The sequence below is a fragment of the Paraburkholderia sp. J76 genome, from assembly GCF_905220295.1.
Classification (GTDB): Bacteria; Pseudomonadota; Gammaproteobacteria; order Burkholderiales; family Burkholderiaceae; genus Paraburkholderia.
Window position 1 is genome coordinate 281,869 of record NZ_CAJMZJ010000008.1, and the last position, 26,800, is coordinate 308,668.

Here is a 26,800-nt window from a genome sequence, read left to right on the forward strand (position 1 = left end):
CATGGCGGAGACTTTCACGTGACGCATTATCCGGGGCCGCTGGCAAGCCGATTGCGCGAATAGAGCCGGGTTTTCCCCCTAGTTTCGGGGCTGCCGCAACGCACCCGCTGCTATGCTCTCCTCCAGATTCGCAATACCCCGCATGTCCCCGCATTTCTCTTCTCGTGGAGCAAACATGACCGTGCCAGTATCCCCGCTCACGTCCGCCCTGGCCCAGATGCAGTCGATGGCGACCCAGGCGGGCGGCGGCCCCACCGCCGCCGACGAGAAGTCGGGCGCGGCCACGGCCGGCGGGTTCGCGGCGGCGCTCAAGTCGTCGCTCGACCAGATCAGCGACGCCCAGCAGAAGGCCGTTGGCGAGTCGCAGGCGTTCGAACTCGGCGCGAACAACGTGTCGCTCAACGACGTCATGGTCGACATGCAGAAGGCCAACATCGGCTTCCAGTTCGGATTGCAGGTGCGCAACAAGCTCGTGGCCGCCTACACCGACATCATGCAGATCCAGGTGTGACGGTGCCCGCGGCCTTTGTCTCGCTTTTGCCTCGCCAGCGCGCTAAAGCTTCCTCCCCTACGTTCCGATAACCCGGCTAGAAGAGTCTGTCGCCCGTGCTTCGCGCCGCGCGCCGGGCGACCGCATTCAAGCCAAACGTATCAAGGAGAAGCGCCGATGTTTTCCCCTGCCCAATCTGGAGCCAACGCCTATGCGCGCGTGGGCGTCGAAACGGGGGTCATGGGTGCGAGCCCGCACAAGCTGATCTCGCTCCTGTACCAGGGAGCGCGGCAAGCCATCGCGCAGGCGCGTATGCATTTGCAGGCCGGCAACGTCGGCCCGCGTTGCGAGGCGATCGCCAAGGCGATCCGGATTGTCGAGAGCGGACTTCAGCTCGCGCTGAACGTCGAGGCGGGCGGCGAGATCGCTCAACGCCTGAATGCGCTGTACAGCTACATGACGAAGCGCCTGCTGGAAGCCAATATCAAACAGAGCGAGTCCATGCTGGTCGAGGTCGACGGACTGCTGGCTACGCTCGAAGAAGCCTGGTTGGGGATAGCGCCGGAAGTGGCGAGGATGGCCGAACAGTCATCCGCGCCAGCCCCCGGCTCGTGGATGAGATGAGTTCAAAAGCAGACTACTTCGCCCGCTACGAAGCGATAGCGGCCGTGTCGGGGCAGATGCTCCATGCGGCGCGCGATGCGCACTGGAACGATCTGATCGGCTTGCAGGAGGAGTACCGGGTCCTCGTCGACGCCCTGAAGGACGTCGAAGGCGCCGTGCGGCTCACGGTTGCCGAGCGCACGCGCAAATACGAGCTGATCCGCCAGATCCTCGCCGACGACGCCGCCATTCGCGATATCGCCAGCCCTTGCATGGCGCGGCTTTCGGCGCTCTTTTACGGCACCGTGCAGCCCGCGCGGGTCTTGCAGGAAATCTACGGCGCCCGCTAGCGCGGCGCGCGGCGCGCCTCCCGAGGCAACGGCGCGCAACGCACCATGAACCGGCGGGTCGGCGCTGTGCGCAGATCCGGAACACCATGAACGGAATCGACACCGGAGCCGCCGCGCTCCTCGCGAGCCGCATCGCGGCACTGACTCCGGTCGGCCCGCAGGGCGCCTCGGGCGCCGCGCAAGCGGGCGTTTCCGCGCTCGCGACGGGCGCCGCCGCGCTCGCCGACCCCGTCGCCGCCGGCAATACGCAGGATTCCACGCAGACGGTGCTTTCGGCGGTGGCGCTCGCGCTCGACGCCATCATCCGCTCGGGCGGCGAAGCGACGCCCGCCGTGGTGGGCCGCGCGCCGCTGTGGGCCAATCCCGATGCCGATGCGGCGGCTGATGGCGCGGCTGCCGTGCCGCTGCCGGGACTTGCCGGCGATGAAGCCCAGGCAGCGCAAGCCGCGTTGCTCGCCGATGTGGCTCTCGCGGCGCAAGGCCTGGACGGCGACGCACCGGACGGGACCGGCGCTTTCGCGCAGGCAGCGTCCTCGCAAAACCCGCAAGCGGGGCAAGCGACTCAAAACGCACAAGCCGCACAAGCCGCCGCTACACAAACCGGCCCGCTCGCCGCGCTCGCCGCGTCGCTCGCGCAGACGGTGAGCACGAGCGGACTCTTCTACGAAGCTCACCTCGCGCAATGGCTGCGCGGCCAGCTTTCGCCCGCCCAGCTCGCCGACGAGCCGCAGAACCGCCTGCTCGGCGCGCACTCGCAACTGCCGCTCGACTGGACGCTCGACGCAGACGACATCGACGACGTGCAGTGGACCGAAACGTTTGCCCAAGCGCCGGGCGGCGCGCGCGGCGATACCGGCAATGCGTCGAATGCGGCAAGCGCGGTCAATGCCGCACTGGCGCGCGCTTTCCCCGCACTGGCGGACGCGCACGGCGAAGCGGCCACGGCCCAGGCGCGCGCGGCGCTCGCCGACACCCTGCTGCCCGCCATGCACGAAGCCGCGGCGCAGGCGGGCGGCCCGTCTGTGCATCCGGCTGTGATTCCTCTCGTGCGCCAGCAGCTCGATCTGCTCGCGACTGGCGAGTTTCGCTGGAATGGCGAGGCGTGGCCCGGTGTGCGGGTGGACTGGAGCATCCAGCAAGACGACTACGACGCCCGCGACGCTCACTCGGGCGCGGCTGGTTCAGAAGCCGGCGACATTCCGTGGCGCACGCGCCTCACGCTGGCATTGCCGAAGCTCGGCACGGTGGACGCGGAACTCACGCTCACGGGCTCGACGCTCGCCGTGCGTGTGCAGGCGAACGCGGGCGGCGCCGCGCGTCTGTCCGCCGAAAGCGAGTCGCTGCGCGGGCGGCTCGAAGCGCTCGGGCTCACGCTCGCCGGGCTGTCGATCCGCGAGATCGGCAGCGGCGCGGCGGCCAACCCGGCCAATGCGGCCGAGGCCGCGAGAGCCGCGAGTGCCTACGCCGCGCAGAACACCGCCGCCGCATCCGCCACGCAGGCCGCGCCGGAGACGGCCGCCGCCGCGGAGCGCCTCGATCAGGACTGGGAGATGTAATGAGCCGCACGCACCGCAGGAGCGCCGCCGCGCTCGCCTACGACGCGCCGGAAGGCGACGGCGCGCCGCGCGTGGTCGCGAAGGGCTACGGCCTCGTCGCGGAGATGATCGTGCAGCGCGCGAAGGAAGCGGGCCTCTACGTGCATGAAGCGCCGGAGATGGTTTCCCTGCTCATGCGCGTGGACCTCGATGCGAAGATCCCGCCGCAGCTCTACCAGGCGGTGGCCGAACTGCTGGCCTGGCTGCATCGCCTCGAAGCGGAAAACAACGCGAACGCCAAAGAGGCCGCGCAAGCGCAAAGCGCCACGGCGGCCGGCAGCGCCCCGCGCGACATCGGCGACATCAGCGACGTTCGCAGGGTCGGCGGCGGCCGCCCCGCGTTGCCGTTCAACCCTTCAACATCCACTTGATCAGCAGGGCGAAGCGCCTGCCGTAGGGCGGCGCGATGAGCGCGCGCGCATTGAGCCGCGCCTGGGTGAACACGGGCTTCATCTTCGAGAAGGTGACGAAGCCCTCGTAACCGTGATACGCGCCCATGCCGCTCGCGCCGACGCCGCCGAACGGCAGTCCCTCGGCGGCGATGTGCATGAGCGTCTCGTTCACCGACATTCCGCCCGCGACCGTTTCGCGCGTCACGCGCTCGACCGTGCGTGGGTCGTCGGCGTAGAGGTAGAGCGAGAGCGGGCGAGGGCGCGCGTTCACGTAGCGCAACGCTTCGTCGAGCGTGTCGTAGGGCACGAGCGGCAGGAGCGGCCCGAAGATTTCCTCCTGCATGAGCGCCGTTTGCGCACCGGCATTCGTCACGATGACGGGCGCGAAACGCCGCGTGGCGGCGTCGTGCGCGCCAAGCGCGTGCAACTGCGCGCCGCTTGCCTGCGCTTCGTCGGCGAGCCGTTGCAGGCGCTCGAAGTGGCGCGCCGAGATGATCGACGTGTAGTCGCGGTTGTTCGCGAAGTCCGGATAAAGCTGCGCGAAACGCTTGTGCGCGCGAACGATGAACGGCTCCTCCTGGCCGCGCGGCAGGAGCACGTAGTCGGGCGCGATGCAGGTTTGCCCCGCGTTCAGGGTCTTGCCGAGCAGCAGGCTGTCCACGGCGTAGTTCAACCGCGCGTCTTCGCCGATGATCACCGGCGACTTGCCGCCCAGTTCGAGCGTGACCGGCGTGAGGTTCGCGGCGGCCGCGCGCATGACCTCGTGTCCCACGCGCGTCGAGCCCGTGAAAAGCAGATGATCGAACGGCAGCGCGCTGAAGGCGGCGCCCACCGCTGAGTCGCCGTTCACCACTGCAACGTGGTCGCGCGCGAAGGTCTTGCCGATCAGTTCCTCGAAAAGCGCGGACGTGCGCGGCGTCAGCTCCGACATCTTGATCATCGCGCGGTTGCCCGCCGCGAGCGCGCAGACGAGCGGGCTCGCGGCGAGCAGCAGCGGATAGTTCCACGGCACGACGATGCCCGCCACGCCAAGCGGCTGCGGCACCACCTTCGCGCGGCCCGGCAGCAGCCATTTGCCCACCGGTTTGCGGCGCGGCTTCATCCAGCGCGCGCCATGCTTGAGCGCGGCATCGATTTCCTGCTTGAGGACGACGAATTCCGCGAGCGCGACTTCCGCCTTCGAGCGCTGGCCGAAGTCGGCGTTCATCGCCTCGGCGAGCGCGTCGCGGCGCGAGAACAGCACGTCGCGCAGCGCCTTGAGATGGCGCGCGCGCGTGTCCCAGGACGGGAACGGGTCGCGCAGGAAGGCTTCGCGCTGGGAAGCCAGCAGCGTGGCCAGCGCGGCGCCCGGGTCGCCGGGCGATTGGCGGGCGAAGTCTTCGGGCAGGTCCTGCTTCATGGTCGGTCCTCGTAGCGTTCGCGCGCGCTCTCGCACATGCGCGAACGGGAAAATGGGTCATGCATCGTCAACGCGACGGAAACGCCCGCTCGATGATCGCCGCGTGATCGAAGCGCGCGGGCAGCGTGCCGAATACGCGGTCGCAGTCGGCGTCGTGTTCGTCAAGACGCGTGGCGATGAACGCTTCGGCGATGTCGGCAGGCCCCTCGCGCAGCAGCATGGCCTGCGCGATCAGCACGATCTGCTGCGCGATGCGCCGCGCGCTCGTCTCGCGCGTGCCCGGCGCGCCGTTGAGCAGCACCGAGAGGCGGTCGAGCGCGGCATTGAGAACCGGGTGGGTTTGCGCGTCGCGGCGCCACGCGAGAAAGAGCGCCTGGGCGGCGTCGGCCTCGCGCTCGAGCGAGCGCAGCACGTCGAGGCACATCACGTTGCCCGAGCCTTCCCAGATCGAGTTGACTGGCGCTTCGCGGTAAAAGCGCGCCATCGGCCCTTCCTCGACGTAGCCGTTGCCGCCCCATACCTCCATGGCTTCGCCCGTGAACGCGAGCGCGCGCTTGCACACCCAGAACTTCGCCGCCGGGGTGACGATGCGCCGCCAGGCGCGCGCTTCGAGCGATGTGTCGTCCGTGTTGTCCAGGTCGTCCGTGTTGTCGATCTCGCCGGGTTTCGCGTCGGCGCTGTCCTCGAACGCGCGCGCGAGACGCATGAAGAGCACCGTCGCCGCCTCCGATTCGAGCGCGAGATCGGCGAGCACGTTCTGCATGAGCGGCTGTTCGGCGAGCACGCGGCCGAACGCGCTGCGGTGGCGCGCGTGGTGAATCGCCTGCACGAGCGCCGCGCGCATGAGCGCCGCGCTGCCGATCACGCAGTCGAGCCGCGTGTAGTTCGCCATCTCGATGATGGTCGGCACGCCGCGGCCTTCGTCGCCGATCATGACGCCGTACGCGTCGAAGAATTCCACCTCGGCGCTCGCGTTCGAGCGGTTGCCGAGCTTGTTCTTCAGGCGCTGCACGTTGACCGCGTTTTTCGTGCCGTCCGGACGGTAGCGCGGCACGTAGAAGCACGAGAGTCCGGGGGCGCCCGAGCCGTTGTGTTCCGTAGTGCGCGCGAGCACGAGATGCGCATCGCATTGCGGCGCCGAGAAAAACCACTTGTGGCCGGTGAGCAGATACGCCGCGCCGCGTCCCGTTTCGATGCCCGCCGCGCGCGCCTCGGTGCGATTGCTGCGCACGTCCGAGCCGCCTTGTTTCTCCGTCATGCCCATGCCGATCATCATCGAGCGCTTTTGCGCGAGCGGCAGGTCGCGCGCGTCGTGTTCGCGTGCGTAGAGCGGCGCGCGCAACGTGTCGAACAACGCCGCTTCGCGCTGCAGCACGGCAATGCTCGCGAACGTCATGGTCAGCGGGCACAGCGATCCCGATTCGAGCTGCGCATGCAGGAAATAGCCCGCGCACCGCGCCGCCATCGCGCCCGGACGCGGGTCCGAGTACGGCAGCGCATGCAGCCCCTGCTCGCGCAGCAGCGTCAGCAACTGGTGCCAGGCGGGGTGGAATTCGATCGCGTCGATACGCTCGCCGCGCGGGCTGTGCGTGTGCAGTTCGGGTTCGTGGCGGTTGGCGAGGTCGGCGAGCGCGAGCGTTTCCGCCCGGCCGAGCGTTTCGCCGTGGCGCACGAGCGTTTCGCGGTGCCAGTCCGCGCCAGCGCGCGCGAGGGCCTCGCCGAGCGCGGCGTCGGCGGTGAAGAGGTTGTAGCCGGCGAGCGCCGGCGCCTGGTTCGTGACTTCGTGGGTCGTGCCGGGGCGATGCGTGACTTCCGTCGGGTTCATCTGCGTCTCCGATATAACGCGTCCGATGTAACGCGTCGTGCTGTATTCGCTGTGGTGACGGGCAGGCGTGCGCAGCGGCCGCTCTCCGGCGGCTGGACCTCTCATCATAGGCGGCGAACCGCCGTCAGGTTTAGAGGCGACGCTCTGACATAAAAGCTGACCGCCGAATCCGACGCTTCCTACAATGCGCGATTGGACCCGAAAGCGAACGAGCGTGCAATCAGGCGTTCAATCAGGCGTGCAATCAAGCGCGCGCCCGCTTCGGCCGACAGCGTTGCATGGGGGGAGACGATGCAATATGACTACATCATCGTAGGCGGCGGATCGGGCGGCGCGTCGCTGGCGGGGCGTCTCGCCGACCGCTGCCCGCTCGCGAGCATCGCGCTCGTCGAGGCGGGGCCTCACACGGCGCGCAATCCGTTCGTCAACATGCCGCTGGGCGTCGCCGCGCTCGTTCCGTTTCGCACCAAAAACAACTACGCCTATGAAACCGTGCCGCAACCCGGACTCGCCGGGCGGCGCGGCTACCAGCCGCGCGGGCGCGGTTTCGGCGGCTCCAGCAGCATCAACGCGATGATCTACACGCGCGGCCATCCGCTCGACTACGACGAATGGGCGCAGCTTGGCTGCACGGGCTGGGCGTGGCGCGACGTGCTGCCGTACTTTCTGCGCGCCGAGGACAACGAGCGCGGCGCGAGCGCCTGGCATGGCGCGGGCGGCCCGCTAGGCGTGGCCGACCTGCGCGAGCGCAATCCGGTGGCCGCGCGCTTCGTCGAGGCCGCTCGCGAAGCGGGCTTTCGCCTGAACGACGACTTCAACGGCGAGGAGCAGGAGGGCGTCGGCTTCTATCAGGTGACGCAGCGCGGCGGCGAACGCTGCACGGTGGCGCGCGCGTATCTGTATGGGCGCGAGCGGCCGAACCTGCATCTGATCGCCAACGCGACGGTCCTGCGCGTGAGCTTCGACGGCGCGCGCGCAAGCGGCGTGGAACTGGCGCGCGGCGGCGCGATCGAGACGCTGCGGGCGCGCGCCGAGGTGATCCTCGCGGCGGGCGCGTTCAACTCGCCGCAACTGCTGATGTGCTCTGGCATCGGGCCGGCCGACGAACTGCGCGCGCTCGGCATTGCGGTGCGCCACGCGGCGCCCGAAGTGGGCCGCAACCTGATCGACCATATCGATTTCACCTTCAACAAGCGCGTACCTTCGAGCGAGACCGTGGGCTACTCGCTGCGCGGCGCGGCGCGCATGACCGCGGGTCTCGTGCGTTATGCGCGCGGGCGGCGCGGCATGCTCACGACCAACGTGGCGGAGGCCGGCGGTTTTCTGAAGAGCCGCGCCGACCTCGACCGGCCCGACCTGCAACTGCATTTCTGCACGGCGCTCGTAGACGATCACAGCCGCCGCCTGCATTGGGGCCATGGCTATTCGCTGCACGTGTGCGTGCTGCGCCCGGCGAGCCGCGGCACGGTCACGCTCGCGAGCGCCGACGCGCGCGTGGCGCCCGTGATCGACCCGCGCTTTCTCTCCGATACGCGCGATCTCGACGCCCTCGTGCAGGGCGCGCGCCTCGCGCGGCGCATTCTCGATGCGCCCGCGCTGGCGCGCCTGGGCGGCCGCGAACTCTATACGTATAGCGGCGAGAGCGATACGCAGTTGCGCGAAGCCATCGCGCAACACGCCGACACGATCTACCACCCCGTCGCGACCTGCCGCATGGGCGGCGACGCGCGTTCTGTCGTCGATCCGCTATTGCGCGTGCGCGGCGTGGAGGGTTTGCGCATCGCGGACGCCTCGGTCATGCCGACACTCATCGGCGGCAACACGAATGCGCCGAGCGTGATGATCGGCGAGCGCGCGGCCGACTTCATCGCACAAGCGGAATATGCGCGCGATACGGCGCGTCAGCCTGTCGGCGCCTGACGCATAACTTCGCTTTTTCCTACAGTACTAATTGCGCATCGCGGGCCTGCGAGCGAGGCGCCCGGCGTCGGTTCGTTCAGGTTTTCAGGGCTTTTCGTCAAACAATGTGCGGTTTGCCCTTCGCGTGCTTTTTCGAGATTTCGCACTCCCTATAATCGCGCTCGCATTTGGGCGTGTCAGGTGGCGCGTCCGCGAACTGGAGGGTCCGCCTCGATGAGCATCAATGTCTTTCAACTGCTGGAAACGGTTCTGAGCGACAACGTCGTCAAAACGATGGGAACGCGTTACGGGCTCACCCCCGAATTCACGCGCAAGGTCGCAGGCGCCGCGGCGCCCGCCATCATGGCCGCCATCATGAACCGGGGCGCGACGCCCGAAGGCGCGCGCAGCCTCTTTTCCACCATCATGTCGTCCGACGTCAATCCGTTGATCGGCAAGCAACTGCCCGAGCTGCTCACGAGCACCGCGGGCCTGGGCCAGCTCGAAGCCACTGGCCGCGACCTGCTGCAGAAGGCGACCGGCGCGAATGTCGGCGCGCTCGCCGACGCGGTCGCGGCGCAAACGGGTGCGCCGCAGTCCACGGCCTTCTCGCTCACGGGTGTGGTCGGCGCGGCCATCATGGGCATTTTCAAGCAACACTTCGCGGGTTCCCAGGGCTTCGTCGGACAACTGCCGACGCTGCTTGGCCATCAGCTTCCATCGGTCAACGCGAGCCTGACAGATCATCTGGCGAGCGCCATCGGGCTTGGTAGCGCCGCCGCGTTCGCGGGCTCGATCATGAGCCGCCTGAAGGATGTCTCCGCGCATCTCGATCATCCGCAGCCCGTGGTGCGGCCGGTGCCGGCTTCGGTGCCGCCGCAGACCGTGGCTGCGTCCACGCCGCCCATCGCCGAGGAAAAGCGCCGCCACCACTGGCTCTGGTGGCTGCTCGCCGCGCTCGCGCTGATCGTCGCGTTCTTCGCGCTGCGCTCGTGCCAGCACGACGAAGCGGCGCCGCAGGACGCCACGCCGGCGGCCTCGCCGGCCTCGCAGCCCGCCGCGGCGAGCGCCGTGGCGCCGGGCGCGGTCGCCGCATCGGATGCCGCCTCGCAAGCGGATAGCGCCTCGGCGCCCGCGGCTGCTTCCGCCACGGTCGCTTCTGGCGCTGTCGCCTCCGGTGTTCCCGCTGCGGCCGCCGCGAGCGACGCCGCTCCGGCGCCGACCCAGGATGCCCATCTGTCGTTCACGGTCGACAAGGCCGGTGTCCCGACGATCACGGCCACGGTGGGCACCGAAGCCGAAAAGGCGCAGCTCATCGACGCGCTCACGAAGAAGTTCGGCGCAGGCAAGTTCACGGCGAACGTGAACGTCGATGCCGCGACGAAGCCCGCCGAGTGGCTCGCGCACCTCGACGGGCTGCTGCCGCTCATGGCGCTGCCCGGCGCGGAAGTGAAGATCGACGGCACGCACGTCGAGTTGAGCGGCGCCGCCGCCGACGCGAAGGCCGGCTGGCTGGACAAGCTCAAGGCGCTGTTCGGCTCGGGCTTCGACATCGGCGTGTTCAACGTGCAGAAGGCCGTGGCCGACGCAACGCAGTCGTTCCGCGACGCCGTGAAGGGCCTGTTCGCCGCGGACAGCTCGTGCGCGGGTGCCGACGTGGCGAAGGTGCTCAACCTCCAGGTCGTGAACTTCAAGACGGGTAGCTCGATCGTGCCGGCTTCGGCCGCAGACGATCTGCGTCAGTCGGCGCGTGCGCTCATCGCATGCTCGAAGCGCGGCCAGCCGGTCGCGCTCGAAGTGGCGGGCTACTCCGACAACGTGGGCGACAAGGCGACGAATCTCGCGCTTTCGAAGCAGCGCGCCATGGCTGTGCGCACGTACCTCGTGTCGCAGGGCGTGTCGATGAGCCGCCTCACGGCGCAGGGCTATGGCGACGCGAATCCGGTGGCCAGCAACGACACCGAAAGCGGCCGCTTCCATAACCGCCGCATCGAGTTCGTCGCAAAGTAGTCCGAAGGACCTGGCGCGCAAGCGACGCGCTCCGTCAGTGCGAAAAGCCGTCCGGCGAAAGCCGGGCGGCTTTTTTCGTTGCGCGCCGCTTCAGCGTGGCTTGCCCGGCGGCTTCTCCATGCCGGGCGGATGCACGAAGTCGTCGAGAAACGTGAAGGGCTTGCCGTACTCCGAGCGCGCGGCGTCGAGCCAGGCACGCGCCGCGTGCGAGAGATAGCCGCTGCGCTTCCAGCCGATCGCCATGTCCCATGTGATCTGCGGCTCGCTCACGGGCAGGCAGGTGAAGCGCCCGGCGTCGAGCCGGCGCACGTACGGCGCGGGCAGCAGCGCAATGCCCACGCCCGCGAGCACGAGCGCCGCCATCAAGTCCCAGTGGCCGCTGCGTCCCACCACCTGGGGCACGAAACCGGCCGTGCGGCACGCGCCCAGCACGACATCGTTGAGCGCGAGACTTTCACCATAGAACACGAACGGCTCGCGGGCCAGTTCCGCGAGCGGCACGGCGAGCTTGTTGTCCCAGCGCGAGCCGCGCCGCGCGACGAGCCACAGGAGTTCGTGCGCGACGGGCAGGACGTCGATGAGGGCGGGGTCCACAGGCAGCAGCACGCCGCCGAGTTCCAGTTCGCCGGAGATCAGCGCGGCTTCGATCGCGCGCGAGCCCTGCTCGAACAGCTTCAGCTCGATCTTCGGATAGCGCTGGCGAAACGTGGCGATGGCGGGCGTGAAGAGCGAGCCGCCCATCGGCGGAATGCCGATGGTGAGTTCGCCGCGCCCGAGCGTGCCGAGATCGGCGAGTTCGGCTTGTAGCTGCGCCTGGGCGGCGAGCACGTCCTGGCCGCGCTGGTAGACGATGCGCCCGGCGTCGGTGAGCACCATCTGGCGCGCGTCGCGCAGCAAAAGCTGCGTGCCGGTTTCGTCTTCGAGCGCCTTCACCATCTTGCTGATGGTCGGCTGCGTGACGTGCAGTTTTTCGGCCGCGGCGGTGAAGCTCTGTTGCCGTACCACTTCGATGAAATAGCGAAGCGCGCGCAGTTCCACGATCGGGACTCCACAAATGTGCAGGAAGCACGCCCAGCCGGTGCCGGGTTGGTGCATTCCATTATGGAATGAAATGGATGATCCTAAGTCATTATGTTTATGCTGCGCTGCACCCTATACTAATTTCCATTCCAGTGTCACTCAGGGTTTGCCATGACTGCTCCGACGACCGCGAAAGTCTCCGAAAGCGCCACGCCGGACGTGGGCGGCGTGGCGAGCGTTGGGCGCCATATCGGCCGCATTGCCGCGCAGTCGGCGCTGCTCGCAGGCGTCTGGTACGCCGCCGACGCCCTCACGCGCCTCACGCACCTGCCGGTGCCGGGCGGTGTGGTCGGCCTCGTGCTGCTGCTCGCGCTGCTTTTTTGCGGCGGCGTTACGCCGCGCTGGGTGAAAGCGGGCGCGGACTGGCTGCTTTCCGACATGCTGCTGTTCTTCATTCCGGCCGCCGTGGCTGCCGTGAAATACGGCGGTCTCTTTCGCGCCGATGGCTGGCGCCTCGCGCTCGTCGTGATCGGCGGCACGCTGATGGTGATGGTGGCCGTGGCATTCGCGGTCGAACAGGCCGCCAGGCTCGAACGCCGCCTCGCGCTGCGCCGCGTACGCCATTCGCGCCACCTGGCGCGGGCTTGACGCGGCAACGTCCTGAACAGAAAGGGTAACGCCGTCATGAACACGTTTTATTCGTCGCTGTTCGCCGACGACGCGGCGCGGCTCATCGCCGCCGGCTGTTTCATCCTCACCGTTGCGCTCTATTTCGCGTCGAAGGCGCTCTACGCGCGCTTTCGCTCGCCGTGGCTCACGCCGCTCGTCGCGGTGCCCGCGGTGCTGGGCGCGCTCGTGCTCGCGCTCCACATTCCGTATCCCGTGTACTTCCAGGACACGCGCTGGCTCATGTGGCTGCTCGGCCCGGCCACGGTGGCCTTCGCGGTGCCGATCTACGAATATCGCGACCTGCTCAGGCGCCACTGGATTTCGCTCACGGTGGGCGTGACGGTTGGCATCGTCGTGGCGGTGGGCGGCTCGCTCGCGCTGGCCAAGCTGCTGCATCTTTCGCCCGATCTCCAGCGCAGCCTGATGACGCGCTCGATCTCCACGCCGTTCGCGCTCGCGGTTTCGGACAAGATCCACGCGCCGCGCGACCTCACCGCGCTCTTCGTGATCGCCACGGGCGTGTGCGGCATGCTGTTCGGCGAACTGGTGCTCGGGCTCGTGCCGCTGCGCACCCGGCTGGCGCGTGGCGCGCTCTTTGGCGCGGCGGCCCACGGCGTGGGCACCGCGAAGGCGCGCGAGTTGGGCAGCGAAGAGGGCGTGGTGGCGAGCCTCACGATGATGATCGCGGGCGTGGTGATGGTGCTGCTCGCGCCGGCGCTGGGATTCCTGCCGGTCTGATCCGGCGCGCGGCTGCCTCGCGCGGTTGCCTCTTAGGCGTCGGCTTTATCGGGATAGACCTTTTCCGGACGCGGGTAGGATTCGCCGTTTTGTCGTGTCAGCCGCTCTCGGATGCGGCTTACGGGCATTGTCTGTCATCTTCATCCCTGTTCCATGCAATCCATCACCATCATCGTTGCTTGCCGCAACGGCGCGGCCACGCTTGGCCGCGCGCTCGATAGCTGTATCGCGCAGCCCGAAGCCGAACGCATTCTCGTCGTCGACGACGGCTCGACCGACGCCTCCGCCAATGTCGCGCGCATCTACGCGCTGCGCGAACCGCGCGTGCGGCTCGTGCAGATTCCCGACTCAGGCGGTGCGGCCCGCGCGCGCAACTGGGGCGCGCTGCAGGCGGCCACGCCGTACCTCGCTTTCCTCGACGCGGGCGACGAATACCTGCCTCACGCGCTCGCCGCGGCTCAAGCGCATCTGGAGCAACATCCGCAGGAAGCCGCGATCCGGCTCGACGTCGACTATGCCGGGTTTCCGGAGCGGCTCGCCGCGCACCCCGATTTCGCCAGGCTCACGGAAACGGTCAGCAACACGGTGCCGAGCAGCCTCGTGATCCGGCGCGGCGCCTTTCTCGCGCTGGGCGGCTTTCCCATGGACGAAACCTTTCGCCGCCACGGCGGCGAAGACGGCGCGCTCGCATGGGCGCTGAACGAAGCCTTCGGCCAGCGCCGCCTGATCGATGCGAAGCGGGTGCGTCTGCACTATCGCGAAGGCGTGACCGCGGAGCGCTATCTGAACATTCAGCTAGGCTTGCGCGAAGCACAGCCGTCGCTCCAGGGCGAAACGCTGCGCGCCTCGCAAGCCTTTCTCGCCACGGCAAAGGCGGGCGTGCAGCAGGCACGCGGGCTCGGCTTGCGCAGCCCGGGGCACTGAGAGCGGGGCAGCGGCGGTTCCAACCGGCCGTCCCAACCGGCCGTCCCAACCGGCCGTCCAACCCGCCGTCCCAATTTGATACAATCTTGGCTCGCTTTCGAGGAGCGTTGCGACGGGTTTTGGCATTCGAACAATGCGCCCGCCAGGCTCGAAGGCGCTCAATACGGTCGATTCGAGGGCGCAATGCCGCGAAATCGCCGCACTGAAAACGGCGCTCACGTCTTTAATTTCTAGTCACTTTTAGAAAGGAGGGCGTGATGAACGCCGCAGTTCCGCAAGATCAAGCCAAAGATTTCGTCGTCGCCGATATGTCGCTCGCAGCCTGGGGCCGCAAGGAACTCGACATCGCCGAGACCGAAATGCCGGGCCTCGTGCAAACGCGCGAAGAATACAAGGCGAAGCAGCCGCTCAAGGGCGCGCGCATTGCCGGCTCGCTGCACATGACCATCCAGACGGGCGTGCTGATCGAAACGCTGACGGCGCTCGGCGCCGATGTGCGCTGGGCCTCGTGCAACATCTTCTCGACGCAGGACCACGCCGCCGCCGCCATCGCCGCGGGCGGCACGCCGGTGTTCGCGTTCAAGGGCGAATCGCTCGACGAATACTGGGAGTTCTCGCACCGCATCTTCGAATGGCCGAACGGCGAGTTCGCCAACATGATCCTGGACGACGGCGGCGACGCCACGCTCCTGCTGATCCTCGGCTCGAAGGCTGAAAAGGACCGCTCGGTCATCGCGAAGCCCACCAACGAGGAAGAAGTCGCGCTGTACAAGTCGATTGCCGCGCACCTCGACGTCGATCCGCAGTGGTACTCGAAGCGTCTCGCGCACATCAAGGGCGTGACGGAAGAAACCACGACGGGCGTGCACCGCCTGTACCAGATGGAGAAGGAAGGGCGCCTGCCGTTCCCGGCCATCAACGTCAACGACTCCGTCACGAAGTCGAAGTTCGACAACCTGTATGGCTGCCGCGAGTCGCTCGTGGACGGCATCAAGCGCGCAACCGACGTGATGATCGCGGGCAAGATCGCGGTCGTGGCCGGTTACGGCGACGTGGGCAAGGGCTGCGCGCAATCGCTGCGCGGTCTGGGCGCAACCGTGTGGGTCACGGAAATCGATCCGATCTGCGCGCTGCAAGCCGCGATGGAAGGCTACCGCGTCGTGACGATGGAATACGCCGCCGACAAGGCCGACATTTTCGTGACGGCCACCGGCAACTACCATGTGATCAACCACGACCATATGAAGGCGATGCGCCACAACGCGATCGTCAGCAACATCGGCCACTTCGACTCGGAAATCGACGTCGCTTCCACGCGCCAGTACACGTGGGAAAACATCAAGCCGCAGGTCGATCACATCATTTTCCCGGACGGCAAGCGCGTGATCCTGCTGGCCGAAGGCCGCCTCGTGAACCTGGGCTGCGCCACGGGCCACCCGTCGTTCGTGATGTCGAACTCGTTCACGAACCAGACGCTCGCGCAGATCGAACTGTTCTGCGAAGGCCAGAAGTACGAGAACAAGGTGTACGTGCTGCCGAAGCATCTCGACGAGAAGGTCGCGCGCCTGCACCTCGCGCGCATCGGCGCGAACCTCTCCGTGCTGTCCGACGACCAGGCTTCGTACATCGGCGTCGACAAGAACGGTCCGTTCAAGCCGAACCACTATCGCTACTAAGGCGATACAACGCGATACAAAGTGGGCTGCGGTTTTAAGCCCGCTTTAAGCGGTCAAGCGGATGCTGACCCCCATCCCCGCGCATGGCGCGCGGGGACCGCGGGCGGCATCCGCCGCCGGCACCTGGCGATAAAAAAGCAACGACGCAAAAGGAGTCCTTATGACCGTGCTGCTGACCTGGTTGATCAACGCGCTCGCGCTCCTGATCATCACCTGGCTCGTTCCGTCGATCCATATTCGCAGTTTCGGCACCGCGCTCATCGTGGCGATCGTGCTCGGCCTCATCAACGCCGTGCTGCGTCCGCTGCTGATCGTGCTCACGCTGCCCGTGACCATTCTCACGCTCGGGCTATTCATCCTCGTGGTGAACGCGCTGTGCTTCTGGCTGGCGGCGTCGCTCCTCAAGGGCTTCGAGGTGTCGGGCTTCTGGTCGGCGTTTTTCGGCTCGATCCTGTACAGCATCGTGTCGTGGCTGCTGTCGGCGCTGATTTTCGGCAACCGTACCCTCGGCTGACCTCATCAACATGAAACCGATCGAACTCTCATTCGAATTCTTCCCGCCGAAGACGCCGGACGGGCTGGAAAAGCTGCGCGCCACGCGGGCCGAACTCGCCACGCTCAAGCCGAAGTTCTTCTCCGTGACGTTTGGCGCGGGCGGCTCGACGCAGCAGGGCACGCTCGATACCGTCGTCGATATTGCGAAGGCGGGTATCGAAGCGGCGCCGCACCTGTCGTGCATCGGCTCCTCGAAAGAGAGCCTGCGCGCGATTCTCGGCGAGTACCGCTCGCACGGCATCCGCCATATCGTGGCGCTGCGCGGCGACCTGCCCTCGGGCATGGGCGCGGTGGGCGAGCTGCGTTATGCGTCGGAACTCGTCGCCTTCATCCGCGAGGAAACGGGCGACGCGTTCCATATCGAGGTGGCCGCGTATCCCGAGTACCACCCGCAGGCGCGCTCGCCGCGCCACGACCTCGAAGCGTTCGCGCAAAAGGTGAAAGCGGGCGCCAATTCGGCCATCACGCAGTACTTCTTCAACGCGGACGCGTATTTCCGCTTTGTCGACGACGCGAGGAAGCTGGGCGTGGACATTCCCATCGTCCCCGGCATCATGCCGATCACGAACTACTCGCAGCTCATGCGCTTCTCCGAGATGTGCGGCGCCGAAGTGCCGCGCTGGGTCGCGAAGCGTCTGGAAAGCTTCGGCGACGATCGCGAGTCGATTCGCGCGTTCGGGCTCGACGTGGTGACGGACCTGTGCCGCCGCCTCGTGGACGCGGGCGTGCCGGGCGTCCACTTCTACACGCTCAACGCGGCGGCGCCCTCGAAGGCGATCTGCGAGCGGCTGTTCGCCTGATCGACATACGGCATGGCGATGGCGCGCGCGAGCAGCGTTGCGCGCCAAGCCACGAATCGCGCGGCGCCGCTTTGGCGGGCCGCGCGGTTTTTTTTGCCTGCGGAGTTTGGGCGCGCCTGCACGATTTCACCGATGTTTCGGCTGACGCAGATCAGCCAGCCGCGCAGGAGATCGGCCGCCGCAATTTGAGATGTGACGAAAATCAAGGTTTTCTCGTTTTCCGGCGGGTGTAAGCGCGGTGCGTGCCGCATGCCGTGTATCGCGCTTCTCGCGCCTGCGACCGCCGCTTTCGTCATGACTGCACCCGCCCATTCCTCTTTCGCCGCGTCCACGTTCGACAAGGCCGTGACGGCCTGGCGCGCCGGCGCGAACGACGCCGCGCTGGCCGCTTGCGAGCAACTGCTCGCCGTCGATCCCCAGCATTTCGATGCGCTGCATCTCGCGGGCATGATCCAGCTACGGCGCGATCGCGCGGCGGCGCGCGCGCTGTTCGAACGCGCGCTCGCGCTGCGCGAGGCGCCCGATATCCTTGTGAGCTTCGCGCTCGCCTGCGACGGGACCGACCCTGCCCAGGCCGCGCAGGCGCACGCGGCGTTGCAGCGCGCGCTCGAACTCGATCCGCACCAAGCCGACGCGCTCAACAATTTCGCGAACCTGCACGCGGCGCGCGGCGACTTCGCCACCGCCATCGCGCTGTTCGAACGCCTGATCGCCGAACGTCCCGGTAACGCCATCGCGCACTATAACTACGGCAGCCTGCTGCTCACGAGCGGACAAAACGCGCGCGCCGTCGCGCCGCTCGTCCGCGCGATCGAACTCGAACCCGCGCACGTGAGCGCGCATGTCAATCTCGGCAACGTACTGATCGCGCTGAACCGGCTCGACGAAGCGCTCGCGGTGCTCGCAGCGGCGCGAACGCTCGACCCGGACGCGTCGGACGTCCTCACCAATCTCGGCTGCGTGCAGCGCCTGCTCGGGCGGCACGACGAAGCGCGCGCGCAGCTCGAGCGCGCGGTCGCACTCGCGCCCGGGAACGCCTCGGCCTGGAACAATCTCGGCAACGTGTTCTACGACCTCGGGCACATCGACGAGTCGCAGGCGGCTTCGCTGCGCGCCATCGAGCTGCGGCCGAATTTCGCGGACGCGCACTGCAATCTCGGCAACGCGCTGAAGTCGATGGGCGATGTCGAGCCGGCGCTCGCGGCGTATCGGGGCGCGCTTGCCTGCGACCCGGACCATCGCGGCGCGGGCGGCAATCTCGTCTACATGCTCGCGTTCGCGACCGAAAACGGGGCCGAAATCCGCACCCAGGCCGAAGCCTTTGCCGCGCGCCACGAGGCGCCGCTGCTCGCGCAGCCGGTCTCGTACGCCAACCTGCGCGATCCGGCGCGGCGGCTGCGTATCGGCTACGTGTCGCCCGACTTCCGCAATCATTGTCAGTCGCTGTTCACGCTCCCGCTGTTCGCGCATCACGACCGCGCGGCGTTCGAGATCGTCTGTTATTCGACGCTTACGCAGCCGGACGCGATCACGGCGCAACTGGCGGCGCATGTCGACCGCTGGCGCGACGCGCGCGCGCTGACCGACGCGCAGCTCGCGCAGCAGATTCGCGACGACGGCATCGACGTGCTCGTCGATCTCACCATGTACATGGCCAACGCGCGGCGCGAGGTATTCGCGCGGCGGCCGGCGCCGGTGCAGGTCGCGTGGCTCGCGTATCCGGGCACGACGGGCAGCCGTGCGATCGGCTGGCGGCTCACCGATCCCTGGCTCGATCCGCCCGGCGTGCCCGGCATCGACGCCCAGTACACCGAACGATCGCTGCGCCTGCCCGACACGTTCTGGTGCTACGCGCCGCTCGACGCGCCCGCCGAGGTCGGGCCATTGCCCGCGCTAGCCGCAGGGCACGTCACCTTTGGCTGCCTCAACAATCCCTGCAAGATCACCGACGCCACGCTCGCGCTCTGGTCCGGCGTGTTCGCGGCGCTGCCCGACGCCCGGCTCGTGCTGATGGCGCCGCCGGGTCAGGCGCGCGCACGGCTCGCCGGGCGCCTGACGGCACATGGCATGGACGCGGCGCGCGTGAGCTTCGTCGGGTTCCAGCCGCGCGACGATTATCTGCGCACGTGGTCGCGGGTCGACATCGCGCTCGACACCTTTCCGTACAACGGCCACACCACCAGCCTCGATGCGTTCTGGATGGGCGTGCCCGTGCCCACGCGCGCGGGCCGCTCCGCGGCGAGCCGCGCGGGGCTGTCGCTGCTCGCGAATCTGGGCCTGCCCGAACTGGTCGCGCACCACAACGCCCACTACGCGCGCATCGTCGTCGAACTCGCGCGCGATTTGCCGCGCCTGGCCGCGCTGCGCGCCGGCCTGCGCGCGCGCATGGCCGCTTCGCCGCTCATGGATGCCGCCCGCTTCGCGCGCGGCATCGAGGCTGCGTACCGGTTTATGTGGCTAATCGCGGTCTAACCCCGTCTAAACGTGCCCAAACCGCCCGCGGAGCCTCCAGGCGGGCGCTGTGCACTGCAACATGCCAAACCCTGCGCGCTGTCAACCCGGCGTTTTCCACAGGCAAAGCGGCTTTTTGGCTGGCTTGTGGCACTGGCGCGCGGTCGGTAAGATCGCGCTACGCCGGCTCCGGCCGGCATTGAACTGGAGGAAACATGAAAGAAAACAAACTGTTGCGCGCTGCCCGATTGACGTCTCTCGTGGCGCTCGCAGCGGCATCGATTGCTGGAGCCCCGCTCGCGCACGCCGCGCAAAGCATTCCGAACAAGACGCTCGTCTACTGCTCGGAAGGCAGCCCCGCTGGCTTCGACCCCGCCCAATACACCACGGGCGTCGACTTCACCGCGAACACGTTCACCGTCTACAACCGTCTCGTCGAATTCGAACGCGGCGGAACGAAGGTCGAACCGGGCCTCGCGCAGTCGTGGGATGTTTCCCCTGATGGCAAGACCTACACGTTTCATCTGCGACATGGCGTGAAGTTCCAGACCACCTCGTTCTTCAAGCCCTCGCGCGAATTCAACGCCGACGACGTCGTGTTCACGTTCGACCGCATGCTCGATGCGAACAACGCGTTCCGCAAGGCGTACCCGGTGTCGTTCCCGTACTTCACGGACATGGGCCTCGACAAGCTGATCGCGAAGGTCGAAAAGGTCGATCCGTACACGGTCAAGTTCACGCTGAACGAGCCGAACGCGCCGTTCATCCAGAACATGGCGATGGAATTCGCCTCGATCCTCTCGGCTGAATACGCGGATCAACTGATGAAGGCCGGCAAGGCCGCCGACATCAACCAGTTCCCGGTCGGCACGGGTCCGTTCATCTTCAAGAGCTACACGAAGGACGCGACCATCCGTTTCGACGGCAATCCCGACTACTGGAAGCCGGGCGCCGTGAAGCTCTCCAAGCTGATCTTCTCGATCACGCCGGACGCGAGCGTGCGCGTGCAGAAGATCAAGCGCGACGAATGCCAGGTGATGAGCTATCCGCGCCCCGCCGACATCGCGCCGCTGAAGGCCGAGGCCAACATCGCGATGCCGTCGCAGCCGGGCTTCAACCTGGGCTATCTGTCGTACAACGTCACGCACAAGCCGCTCGACAACGCGGACGTGCGCCACGCGCTCGACATGGCGATCAACAAGAAGGCGATCATCGACTCGGTGTACCAGGGTGCGGGCCAGCTCGCGACCAACCCGATGCCGCCGACGCAATGGTCCTACGTCAAGAACCTGCCGGCCAACGCGTACGACCCGGCGAAGGCCAAGGCGCTGCTCGCCAAGGCCGGTCAGCCGAACGGCTTCGAGATCACGCTGTGGGCCATGCCCGTGCAACGCGCCTACAACCCGAACGCACGCTTGATGGCCGAAATGATCCAGGCCGACTGGGCGAAGATCGGCGTGAAGGCGAAGATCGTTACGTATGAGTGGGGCGAGTACATCAAGCGCGCGCACGCGGGCGAGGACGACTCGATGCTGATCGGCTGGACGGGCGACAACGGCGACCCCGACAACTGGCTCGGCACGCTGCTCGGCTGCGAAGCCGTGAACGGCAACAACTTCGGCAAGTGGTGCTACAAGCCGTTCGACGAACTGATCCAGAAGGGCCGTCAGACCTCGGACGTGGCGCAGCGCACGAAGTTCTACCAGGACGCGCAGCACATCTTCGCGCAACAACTGCCGTTCTCGCCGATCGCTCACTCGACCGTGTATCAGCCGGTCAGCAAGAAGGTGATCGACATGCGCATCGAACCGCTCGGCTACGCGCGCTTCGACGGCGTGGGCATGCAGTAAGTTTTATCGCGAGTCTATCGGTTAGTTTTCGCCCGGCTTTCACCTGATCGAAAGCGGGCGAAATATGGTCCGGCGACCGGGGTCACGAGCCCCCGTCGCCGGTTGCGTTTCATTTCAAGCTTTTGGGGGAACACCACATGTTCCGCTTCGTATTGCGCCGTATCGGCATGGTCATACCGACGTTCATCGGTATCACCATTCTGGCGTTCGCACTCATCCACCTGATTCCGGGCGATCCCATCGAAGTGATGATGGGCGAGCGCGGCGTCGATCCGCAAATGCACGCCGACGCGATGCACCGCCTGGGGCTCGACGAGCCCTTGCCGATGCAGTATCTGCACTACGTCTGGCACGCCGTTCACGGCAACCTCGGCACTTCGATCATCACCAACACGAGCGTGATGGGCGAGTTTCTCGCGCGCTTTCCCGCCACCGTCGAGCTGTCGATCTGCGCGCTCATTTTCGCGCTCGCGGTCGGCTTGCCCGCGGGCGTGTTCGCGGCGCTCAGGCGCGGCACCGTCGTCGATCACGGCGTCATGGGCACCGCGCTCACCGGCTATTCCATGCCGATCTTCTGGTGGGGGCTCATCCTCATCATGGTGTTCTCGTCGAAGCTCGGCTGGACGCCCGTGTCGGGCCGCATCGCCGTGGAATTCGACATTCCGCACGTGACCGGCTTCATGCTGATCGACTCGCTCCTGCCCGGCACGGACGAAGGCTCGTTCCGCTCGGTCGTGAGCCACCTGATCCTGCCCGCCATCGTGCTCGGCACGATTCCGCTCGCCGTGGTCGCGCGCATGACGCGTTCTTCCATGCTCGAAGTGCTGCGCGAAGACTACATCCGCACGGCGCGCGCCAAGGGCCTTTCGCCCGCGCGCGTGATCGTCGTGCATGCGCTGCGCAATGCGCTCATTCCCGTGGTGACCGTGATCGGCCTGCAGGTCGGCACGCTGCTCGCGGGCGCGGTGCTCACCGAAACGCTGTTTTCCTGGCCCGGCATCGGCAAATGGCTGATCGATGCGATCAGCCGGCGCGACTACCCGGTGGTGCAAGGCGGCATTCTCATGATCGCGACGCTCGTGATCGTCGTGAACCTGTTCGTCGATCTGCTGTACGGCGTGCTCAACCCGCGCATTCGACATACGAGGTAAGCGAGCCATGACAATGCGAACCCCACAACACAACATTCGAAACCAGGAGGCATGATGGCTGACATTCAGAACACCGTGCCTCGCGCCGTCACGCCGCCTTCGGGCCGCGCGCTCGTGCTGCGCGAATTCTGGGCGAACTTCTCGCGCAACAAGGGCGCAGTGGGCGCGGGCGTGATCGTGCTCTTGCTCATCTTCATCGCGATCTTCGCGCCGCTCATCGCGCCGCACAGCCCGATCGAGCAATACCGCGACTACGTGAAGATTCCGCCCGCGTGGCTCGACGGCGGCAACTGGAAGTTCGTTCTCGGCACCGACGAAGCGGGCCGCGACATCCTCTCGCGTCTCATGTACGGCGCGCGGCTCTCGCTGTGGATCGGCTGCGTTTCGGTCGTGCTCGCGCTGATTCCGGGCATCGTGCTCGGGCTCGTGGCCGCGTTCTTCGAGAAATGGGCCGACACGCCGATCATGCGTCTCATGGACGTGCTGCTCGCGCTGCCTTCGCTGCTGCTGGCCGTGGCCGTGGTGGCGATCATCGGCCCGGGTCTCACGAATACGATGCTCGCCATCGCGATCGTGGCGCTGCCGGGTTACGTGCGTCTCACGCGCGGCTCGGCGCTGGGCGAACTGCACAAGGAGTACGTAACCGCCTCGCGCGTGGCCGGTGCCGGCACGCTGCGCCTGATGTTCTCGCAGGTGCTGCCCAACTGCACGGCGCCGCTCATCGTGCAGGCGACGCTCGGCTTTAGCTCGGCGATTCTCGACGCCGCCGCGCTCGGCTTCCTCGGTCTCGGCGTACAGCCGCCGCGTGCGGAGTGGGGCGCGATGCTCGCCTCGGCGCGCGACTATATCGACAGCGCATGGTGGATCGTCACGATGCCGGGTCTGTCCATCCTCATTTCGGTGCTCGCGATCAACCTGCTCGGCGACGGGCTGCGCGACGCACTCGATCCCAAGCTCAAGCGGATGGCCTGATCATGACTCAAGACCTTTTGACCATCCGCAATCTGGCGGTGAACTTCAACGGCCTGCCCGCCGTGGACCGCGTGAACCTTTCCGTCGGGCAGGGCGAAGTGCTCGGCATCGTGGGCGAATCGGGCTCGGGCAAGAGCGTGACGATGATGGCGCTCATGGGCCTCATCGACGCGCCGGGCAAGGTCACTGCCGATTCGATCACGTTCGATGGGCGCGATCTCCTCAACGCCACAGGCAAGCAACGCCGGCGCATCGTGGGCAAGGACATCGCCATGGTGTTCCAGGACGCGCTCACGAGCCTGAATCCGAGCTATACGGTCGGCTACCAGATCAAGGAAGTGCTCAAGCTGCACGAAGGCCTGCGCGGCTCGGCGCTTCATGCGCGCGCGCTGGAACTGCTAGACCAGGTGGGCATTCCCGACGCGAAGAACCGCATCGACAACTTCCCGCACCAGATGTCGGGCGGCATGAACCAGCGCGTGATGATCGCGATGGCCGTGGCCTGCAACCCGAAGCTGCTGATCGCCGACGAGCCCACCACGGCGCTCGACGTGACGATCCAGGCGCAGATCATGGAACTGCTCGTGCGCCTGCAGAAGGAGCGCGGCATGGCGCTCGTGCTGATTTCGCACGATCTGGCCGTGGTTTCCGAAGTCGCGCAGCGCGTGGCCGTGATGTACGCGGGCGAGATCATCGAAACGAACCGCGTGCCCGACATCTTTTCGCGGCCGCATCATCCGTACACGCAAGCGCTGCTTGCGGCTATCCCCGAGCACAACAAGGGGGCGATGCGGCTGGCCGCGCTGCCCGGCATGGTGCCCGGCCGCGACGACCGGCCGAGCGGCTGCCTGTTCGCGCCGCGCTGCAAGTATGTGGTGGACGACTGCATGAAGGCGCGGCCCGCGCTCGACGCAGTGGCGGACGAAAGCAGCTACGCGCAGGTGCGCTGCATCAAGCCGCTGAACGCGGCGGTGACTCAATCCAACGGAGGCGCGCGATGAACGCAGTCCAGCAACACGCGGCTCACGAGGACCATAAAGACGACAAGGTTCTGGTCGCGGAAGATCTCAAGAAGCATTACTCCGTCAAGCGCGGCATGTTCGGCACGGGCACCGTGAAGGCGCTCAACGGCGTGTCGTTCTCGCTCACGCGCGGGCGCACGCTTGCCGTGGTGGGCGAGTCCGGCTGCGGCAAATCGACGCTCGCACGCCAGCTCACGATGATCGAGCCGCCTACCGCGGGCAAGCTCACCATCGACGGCGAGGACGTGGCGCACGCCAACGCCGCGAAAATCGCCGCGCTGCGCCGCCGCGTGCAGATGGTGTTCCAGAACCCGTTCGCCTCGCTCAACCCGCGCAAGACCGTGGAGCAGACGCTCGGCGAGCCGCTCGCCATCAACACGCGGCTCACGGCGAGCGAGCGCGCGGACCGCATCGCGCACATGATGCGCATCGTCGGCCTGCGGCCCGAGCACGCCAAGCGCTATCCGCACATGTTCTCGGGCGGCCAGCGCCAGCGCGTGGCGATCGCGCGCGCGATGATTCTCGATCCGCAGATCGTCGTGGCCGACGAGCCGGTTTCCGCGCTCGACGTCTCGATCCAGGCGCAGATTCTCAATCTGTTCATGGACTTGCAGGAGCAGTTCCGCACCAGCTACGTGTTCATCTCACACAACCTGGCCGTGGTCGAGCACATCGCCGACGACGTGATGGTGATGTATCTCGGCGGCGTGGCGGAACTGGGCGACAAGGAAACGGTGATCTCGCGGCCGCGCCATCCGTACACGCGCTCGCTGCTTTCGGCCACGCCCGCGATCTTCGAGGCGGACCGCCGCGTGAAGATCAAGCTGGAGGGCGAGCTGCCTTCGCCGCTCAACCCGCCGTCCGGTTGCACGTTCCACCAGCGTTGTCCATACGCGATCGACAGGTGTCGTAAGGAAGTTCCTGCCCTTCGCGAAGTGGACGGCCGTCAGGTATCCTGCCATCGTGCAGAGGAGGTGGGGGAAGAGGATGGGCGGCCCATGCCGGCCTGAAGCGACGGCGGCGCGTCGTTTTATCGTTACGCGCCGCTCGTGGATGGGCGGCCGTCGCGCCGCCTTTTTCACGGTTTTTTCCTCCGTTTTCTCCGCCGCTCTTTCGATCGTTCCGGTTGCCGTTTTTGACGTGCTTGCCGGGCTGGCGGGTCGCGTGACATTCGGGGTGGCTTCGGGTTTGGCATTCGGTGTGGCATTGGCTGTGGCGTGGCGTGCGGCGCGGAAGTCGGCGTTGCGCGGGGCGCTACGCGCAGCGCGCTCGCTGGCGCTTGCGTTCGGGGCGCTCAGCGCGCTCGGTATGCTCGCGCCGTGCGTGGCGTTAGCCGGGAGCGCCGTGGCCGACACGCCCGGCGTGCGGCCCGCGGTGCCCGTTCCGCCAGGTGCGGCGCGGGGCGCGAACGGCACAAGCGGCGCAAGCGGCGCAAGGGGCGGCATTCCCGGCTTTCACGCCGCGCCCGCCGTGCCGAGCTACGCCTCGGGCACGACGGCTGGCGGCCCGGTGCGCACGCAACCCGCGCGCATGCCATTCTATGTCGCCACGCGCGGCAATCTCACGATCTATCTGCTCGGCACGCTCCACGTGGGCGACCCCGCCGATTACCCGCCCGGCCAGCCGTTTCGCCCGCCGATTCTCGCGGCGCTCGCCGCGTCGCCCATTCTTGCGCTGGAGCTTTCCCCCGACGATCTGCTGGTTTCCCAGGACGACGTCTCGAAATACGGCGTGTGCAAACGGCCCTGTCTGCCGGGCCTCCTGCCCGAACCGCTCTGGCAGAAGCTGGAGGCGCGCATGCGCGGCAACCCCGAGGCGCTGGCCGAAATCCGCAAGATGCGGCCGTGGCTCGCCTCGCTGCTCGTGGAAACCTACGATTCGCTGAGCGCCGGGCTGCAGACCGAGTACGGTACCGAGGCGCAGCTACAGAACGTGTTCCTGCGCTGGAAGGGCCGCCGCATCGTCGGTCTGGAGACGCTTTCCGAGCAGATGCGCGCCTTCACGAACCTGAGCCTCGCGCAGCAGCGCGAGATGCTCGCGCAGGATCTCGGGCAAACGCCCGCGCAAAACGTGTCCGACGTGCAGACGCTCCTGCGCCTGTGGCGCGTGGGCGACGCCGACGCCATCGCCGCCTGGGAATCGGCGCGCACCGAAAAGCTTTCGCACGACGCGCGCGTGGCGGCGTCGGTCGACAACCGCATCGTCTACGAGCGCAACCGGCGCTTCGTCGCGCGCATGCAGCAGTACGTGGCGCCCAACAAGCCGCTTTTCGTGGCCGTCGGCGCGCTGCATCTGGGCGGCCCGAAAGGCGTGCTCCAACTGCTGCGCCAGCGCGGATTCAACGTCGATCCGGGTTGAGCCGCATCGAATCTTTGCGCTCGATCAAGAGCGGACTCATTTAGTCAACGT

At 67.2% G+C, this 26,800-nt stretch carries 24 protein-coding genes and 1 riboswitch; of the genes, 20 read left to right on the plus strand and 4 right to left on the minus strand.

From position 1 onward, the window contains the following. Positions 1–175 precede the first annotated feature (175 nt). The 5 genes from fliE (at position 176) to U5768_RS17845 (ending at position 3,409) form a co-directional block, all read left to right on the plus strand. A complete protein-coding gene (gene fliE / locus U5768_RS17825) occupies positions 176–511 on the plus strand; it encodes a flagellar hook-basal body complex protein FliE (RefSeq protein WP_322031704.1) in 336 nt (111 codons plus the stop codon). Between the two features lie 156 nt (positions 512–667). Continuing rightward, a complete protein-coding gene (gene fliS / locus U5768_RS17830) occupies positions 668–1,114 on the plus strand; it encodes a flagellar export chaperone FliS (protein ID WP_322031705.1) in 447 nt (148 codons plus the stop codon). Further along, positions 1,111–1,443, plus strand: a complete 333-nt coding sequence (locus U5768_RS17835; protein ID WP_322031706.1) for a flagellar protein FliT — start codon at positions 1,111–1,113, stop codon at positions 1,441–1,443. The genes fliS and U5768_RS17835 overlap by 4 nt, the downstream gene beginning before the upstream one ends. A gap of 86 nt (positions 1,444–1,529) precedes the next feature. Then, positions 1,530–2,999: a flagellar hook-length control protein FliK gene (locus U5768_RS17840; RefSeq protein ID WP_322031707.1), complete on the plus strand. Its 1,470-nt coding sequence runs from the start codon at positions 1,530–1,532 to the stop codon at positions 2,997–2,999. Beyond that, entirely contained in the window at positions 2,999–3,409 is a 411-nt protein-coding gene (locus U5768_RS17845) for an EscU/YscU/HrcU family type III secretion system export apparatus switch protein (protein WP_322031708.1), read from the plus strand. Before U5768_RS17840 ends, U5768_RS17845 begins: the two co-directional genes overlap by 1 nt. Here the strand turns inward: U5768_RS17845 and U5768_RS17850 are convergent. Continuing rightward, positions 3,387–4,829 (minus strand): coniferyl aldehyde dehydrogenase, encoded by a 1,443-nt coding sequence (locus U5768_RS17850; RefSeq protein ID WP_322031709.1) that lies wholly within the window; start codon positions 4,827–4,829, stop codon positions 3,387–3,389. The two genes, U5768_RS17845 and U5768_RS17850, sit on opposite strands and share 23 nt — an antisense overlap. Before the next feature lie 67 nt (positions 4,830–4,896). After that, a complete protein-coding gene (locus U5768_RS17855) occupies positions 4,897–6,654 on the minus strand; it encodes an isovaleryl-CoA dehydrogenase (RefSeq protein ID WP_322031710.1) in 1,758 nt (585 codons plus the stop codon). 291 nt (positions 6,655–6,945) lie between these two features. On the opposite strand from U5768_RS17855, the gene U5768_RS17860 reads away from it, so the two are divergent. Together U5768_RS17860 and U5768_RS17865 are read left to right on the plus strand one after the other, a co-directional pair. Further along, positions 6,946–8,574, plus strand: a complete 1,629-nt coding sequence (locus U5768_RS17860; RefSeq protein WP_322031711.1) for a GMC family oxidoreductase — start codon at positions 6,946–6,948, stop codon at positions 8,572–8,574. Between the two features lie 213 nt (positions 8,575–8,787). Continuing rightward, positions 8,788–10,563 (plus strand): OmpA family protein, encoded by a 1,776-nt coding sequence (locus tag U5768_RS17865; RefSeq protein ID WP_322031712.1) that lies wholly within the window; start codon positions 8,788–8,790, stop codon positions 10,561–10,563. A gap of 90 nt (positions 10,564–10,653) precedes the next feature. On the opposite strand, the gene U5768_RS17870 is transcribed toward U5768_RS17865, so the two are convergent. Continuing rightward, positions 10,654–11,601 (minus strand): LysR family transcriptional regulator, encoded by a 948-nt coding sequence (locus U5768_RS17870; protein ID WP_322031713.1) that lies wholly within the window; start codon positions 11,599–11,601, stop codon positions 10,654–10,656. A gap of 153 nt (positions 11,602–11,754) precedes the next feature. Between U5768_RS17870 and U5768_RS17875 the strand changes: the two genes are divergently transcribed. The 6 genes from U5768_RS17875 (at position 11,755) to metF (ending at position 16,945) form a co-directional block, all read left to right on the plus strand. Next, entirely contained in the window at positions 11,755–12,231 is a 477-nt protein-coding gene (locus U5768_RS17875; protein WP_322031714.1) for a CidA/LrgA family protein, read from the plus strand. Between the two features lie 36 nt (positions 12,232–12,267). Further along, entirely contained in the window at positions 12,268–12,990 is a 723-nt protein-coding gene (locus U5768_RS17880) for an LrgB family protein (protein WP_322031715.1), read from the plus strand. Between the two features lie 153 nt (positions 12,991–13,143). Continuing rightward, complete coding sequence (locus tag U5768_RS17885) at positions 13,144–13,914, plus strand: glycosyltransferase family A protein (protein ID WP_322031716.1); 771 nt, start codon at positions 13,144–13,146, stop codon at positions 13,912–13,914. A 93-nt stretch (positions 13,915–14,007) separates the two neighbouring features. Beyond that, a riboswitch (S-adenosyl-L-homocysteine riboswitch) is annotated at positions 14,008–14,138 on the plus strand. Between the two features lie 33 nt (positions 14,139–14,171). After that, a complete protein-coding gene (gene ahcY, locus U5768_RS17890) occupies positions 14,172–15,590 on the plus strand; it encodes an adenosylhomocysteinase (RefSeq protein ID WP_322031717.1) in 1,419 nt (472 codons plus the stop codon). A gap of 160 nt (positions 15,591–15,750) precedes the next feature. Further along, on the plus strand, positions 15,751–16,104 hold the full coding sequence (locus U5768_RS17895) for a phage holin family protein (protein WP_322031718.1): 354 nt from the start codon (positions 15,751–15,753) through the stop codon (positions 16,102–16,104). Positions 16,105–16,114: 10 nt separating this feature from the next. Beyond that, positions 16,115–16,945: a methylenetetrahydrofolate reductase [NAD(P)H] gene (metF, locus tag U5768_RS17900; protein ID WP_322031719.1), complete on the plus strand. Its 831-nt coding sequence runs from the start codon at positions 16,115–16,117 to the stop codon at positions 16,943–16,945. Here the strand turns inward: metF and U5768_RS17905 are convergent. After that, positions 16,888–17,241, minus strand: coding sequence for a hypothetical protein (locus tag U5768_RS17905; RefSeq protein ID WP_322031720.1), 354 nt, complete (start codon positions 17,239–17,241; stop codon positions 16,888–16,890). The two genes, metF and U5768_RS17905, sit on opposite strands and share 58 nt — an antisense overlap. On the opposite strand from U5768_RS17905, the gene U5768_RS17910 reads away from it, so the two are divergent. The 7 genes from U5768_RS17910 (at position 17,240) to U5768_RS17940 (ending at position 26,749) form a co-directional block, all read left to right on the plus strand. After that, entirely contained in the window at positions 17,240–19,417 is a 2,178-nt protein-coding gene (locus U5768_RS17910; protein ID WP_322031721.1) for a tetratricopeptide repeat protein, read from the plus strand. The two genes, U5768_RS17905 and U5768_RS17910, sit on opposite strands and share 2 nt — an antisense overlap. A 194-nt stretch (positions 19,418–19,611) precedes the next feature. Then, positions 19,612–21,246, plus strand: coding sequence for an ABC transporter substrate-binding protein (locus U5768_RS17915; protein ID WP_322031722.1), 1,635 nt, complete (start codon positions 19,612–19,614; stop codon positions 21,244–21,246). 137 nt (positions 21,247–21,383) lie between these two features. Beyond that, complete coding sequence (locus U5768_RS17920; protein WP_322031723.1) at positions 21,384–22,397, plus strand: ABC transporter permease subunit; 1,014 nt, start codon at positions 21,384–21,386, stop codon at positions 22,395–22,397. 54 nt (positions 22,398–22,451) lie between these two features. After that, complete coding sequence (locus tag U5768_RS17925) at positions 22,452–23,369, plus strand: ABC transporter permease subunit (RefSeq protein ID WP_322031724.1); 918 nt, start codon at positions 22,452–22,454, stop codon at positions 23,367–23,369. Between the two features lie 2 nt (positions 23,370–23,371). Further along, positions 23,372–24,370 (plus strand): ABC transporter ATP-binding protein, encoded by a 999-nt coding sequence (locus tag U5768_RS17930; RefSeq protein ID WP_322031725.1) that lies wholly within the window; start codon positions 23,372–23,374, stop codon positions 24,368–24,370. After that, a complete protein-coding gene (locus tag U5768_RS17935; RefSeq protein WP_322031726.1) occupies positions 24,367–25,401 on the plus strand; it encodes a peptide ABC transporter ATP-binding protein in 1,035 nt (344 codons plus the stop codon). Before U5768_RS17930 ends, U5768_RS17935 begins: the two co-directional genes overlap by 4 nt. A gap of 190 nt (positions 25,402–25,591) precedes the next feature. Beyond that, on the plus strand, positions 25,592–26,749 hold the full coding sequence (locus U5768_RS17940) for a TraB/GumN family protein (RefSeq protein ID WP_415913926.1): 1,158 nt from the start codon (positions 25,592–25,594) through the stop codon (positions 26,747–26,749). The last annotated feature ends 51 nt before the right edge of the window (positions 26,750–26,800 follow it).

Bases quoted from the DNA above. Each gene is read 5' to 3' on its own strand.
- fliE (WP_322031704.1), top strand. From the start codon at position 176: ATGACCGTGCCAGTATCCCCGCTCACGTCCGCCCTGGCCCAGATGCAG.
- fliS (WP_322031705.1), top strand. From the start codon at position 668: ATGTTTTCCCCTGCCCAATCTGGAGCCAACGCCTATGCGCGCGTGGGC.
- U5768_RS17835 (WP_322031706.1), top strand. From the start codon at position 1,111: ATGAGTTCAAAAGCAGACTACTTCGCCCGCTACGAAGCGATAGCGGCC.
- U5768_RS17840 (WP_322031707.1), top strand. From the start codon at position 1,530: ATGAACGGAATCGACACCGGAGCCGCCGCGCTCCTCGCGAGCCGCATC.
- U5768_RS17845 (WP_322031708.1), top strand. From the start codon at position 2,999: ATGAGCCGCACGCACCGCAGGAGCGCCGCCGCGCTCGCCTACGACGCG.
- U5768_RS17850 (WP_322031709.1), bottom strand. From the start codon at position 4,829: ATGAAGCAGGACCTGCCCGAAGACTTCGCCCGCCAATCGCCCGGCGAC.
- U5768_RS17855 (WP_322031710.1), bottom strand. From the start codon at position 6,654: ATGAACCCGACGGAAGTCACGCATCGCCCCGGCACGACCCACGAAGTC.
- U5768_RS17860 (WP_322031711.1), top strand. From the start codon at position 6,946: ATGCAATATGACTACATCATCGTAGGCGGCGGATCGGGCGGCGCGTCG.
- U5768_RS17865 (WP_322031712.1), top strand. From the start codon at position 8,788: ATGAGCATCAATGTCTTTCAACTGCTGGAAACGGTTCTGAGCGACAAC.
- U5768_RS17875 (WP_322031714.1), top strand. From the start codon at position 11,755: ATGACTGCTCCGACGACCGCGAAAGTCTCCGAAAGCGCCACGCCGGAC.
- U5768_RS17880 (WP_322031715.1), top strand. From the start codon at position 12,268: ATGAACACGTTTTATTCGTCGCTGTTCGCCGACGACGCGGCGCGGCTC.
- U5768_RS17885 (WP_322031716.1), top strand. From the start codon at position 13,144: ATGCAATCCATCACCATCATCGTTGCTTGCCGCAACGGCGCGGCCACG.
- ahcY (WP_322031717.1), top strand. From the start codon at position 14,172: ATGAACGCCGCAGTTCCGCAAGATCAAGCCAAAGATTTCGTCGTCGCC.
- U5768_RS17895 (WP_322031718.1), top strand. From the start codon at position 15,751: ATGACCGTGCTGCTGACCTGGTTGATCAACGCGCTCGCGCTCCTGATC.
- metF (WP_322031719.1), top strand. From the start codon at position 16,115: ATGAAACCGATCGAACTCTCATTCGAATTCTTCCCGCCGAAGACGCCG.
- U5768_RS17910 (WP_322031721.1), top strand. From the start codon at position 17,240: ATGACTGCACCCGCCCATTCCTCTTTCGCCGCGTCCACGTTCGACAAG.
- U5768_RS17905 (WP_322031720.1), bottom strand. From the start codon at position 17,241: ATGACGAAAGCGGCGGTCGCAGGCGCGAGAAGCGCGATACACGGCATG.
- U5768_RS17915 (WP_322031722.1), top strand. From the start codon at position 19,612: ATGAAAGAAAACAAACTGTTGCGCGCTGCCCGATTGACGTCTCTCGTG.
- U5768_RS17920 (WP_322031723.1), top strand. From the start codon at position 21,384: ATGTTCCGCTTCGTATTGCGCCGTATCGGCATGGTCATACCGACGTTC.
- U5768_RS17925 (WP_322031724.1), top strand. From the start codon at position 22,452: ATGGCTGACATTCAGAACACCGTGCCTCGCGCCGTCACGCCGCCTTCG.
- U5768_RS17930 (WP_322031725.1), top strand. From the start codon at position 23,372: ATGACTCAAGACCTTTTGACCATCCGCAATCTGGCGGTGAACTTCAAC.
- U5768_RS17935 (WP_322031726.1), top strand. From the start codon at position 24,367: ATGAACGCAGTCCAGCAACACGCGGCTCACGAGGACCATAAAGACGAC.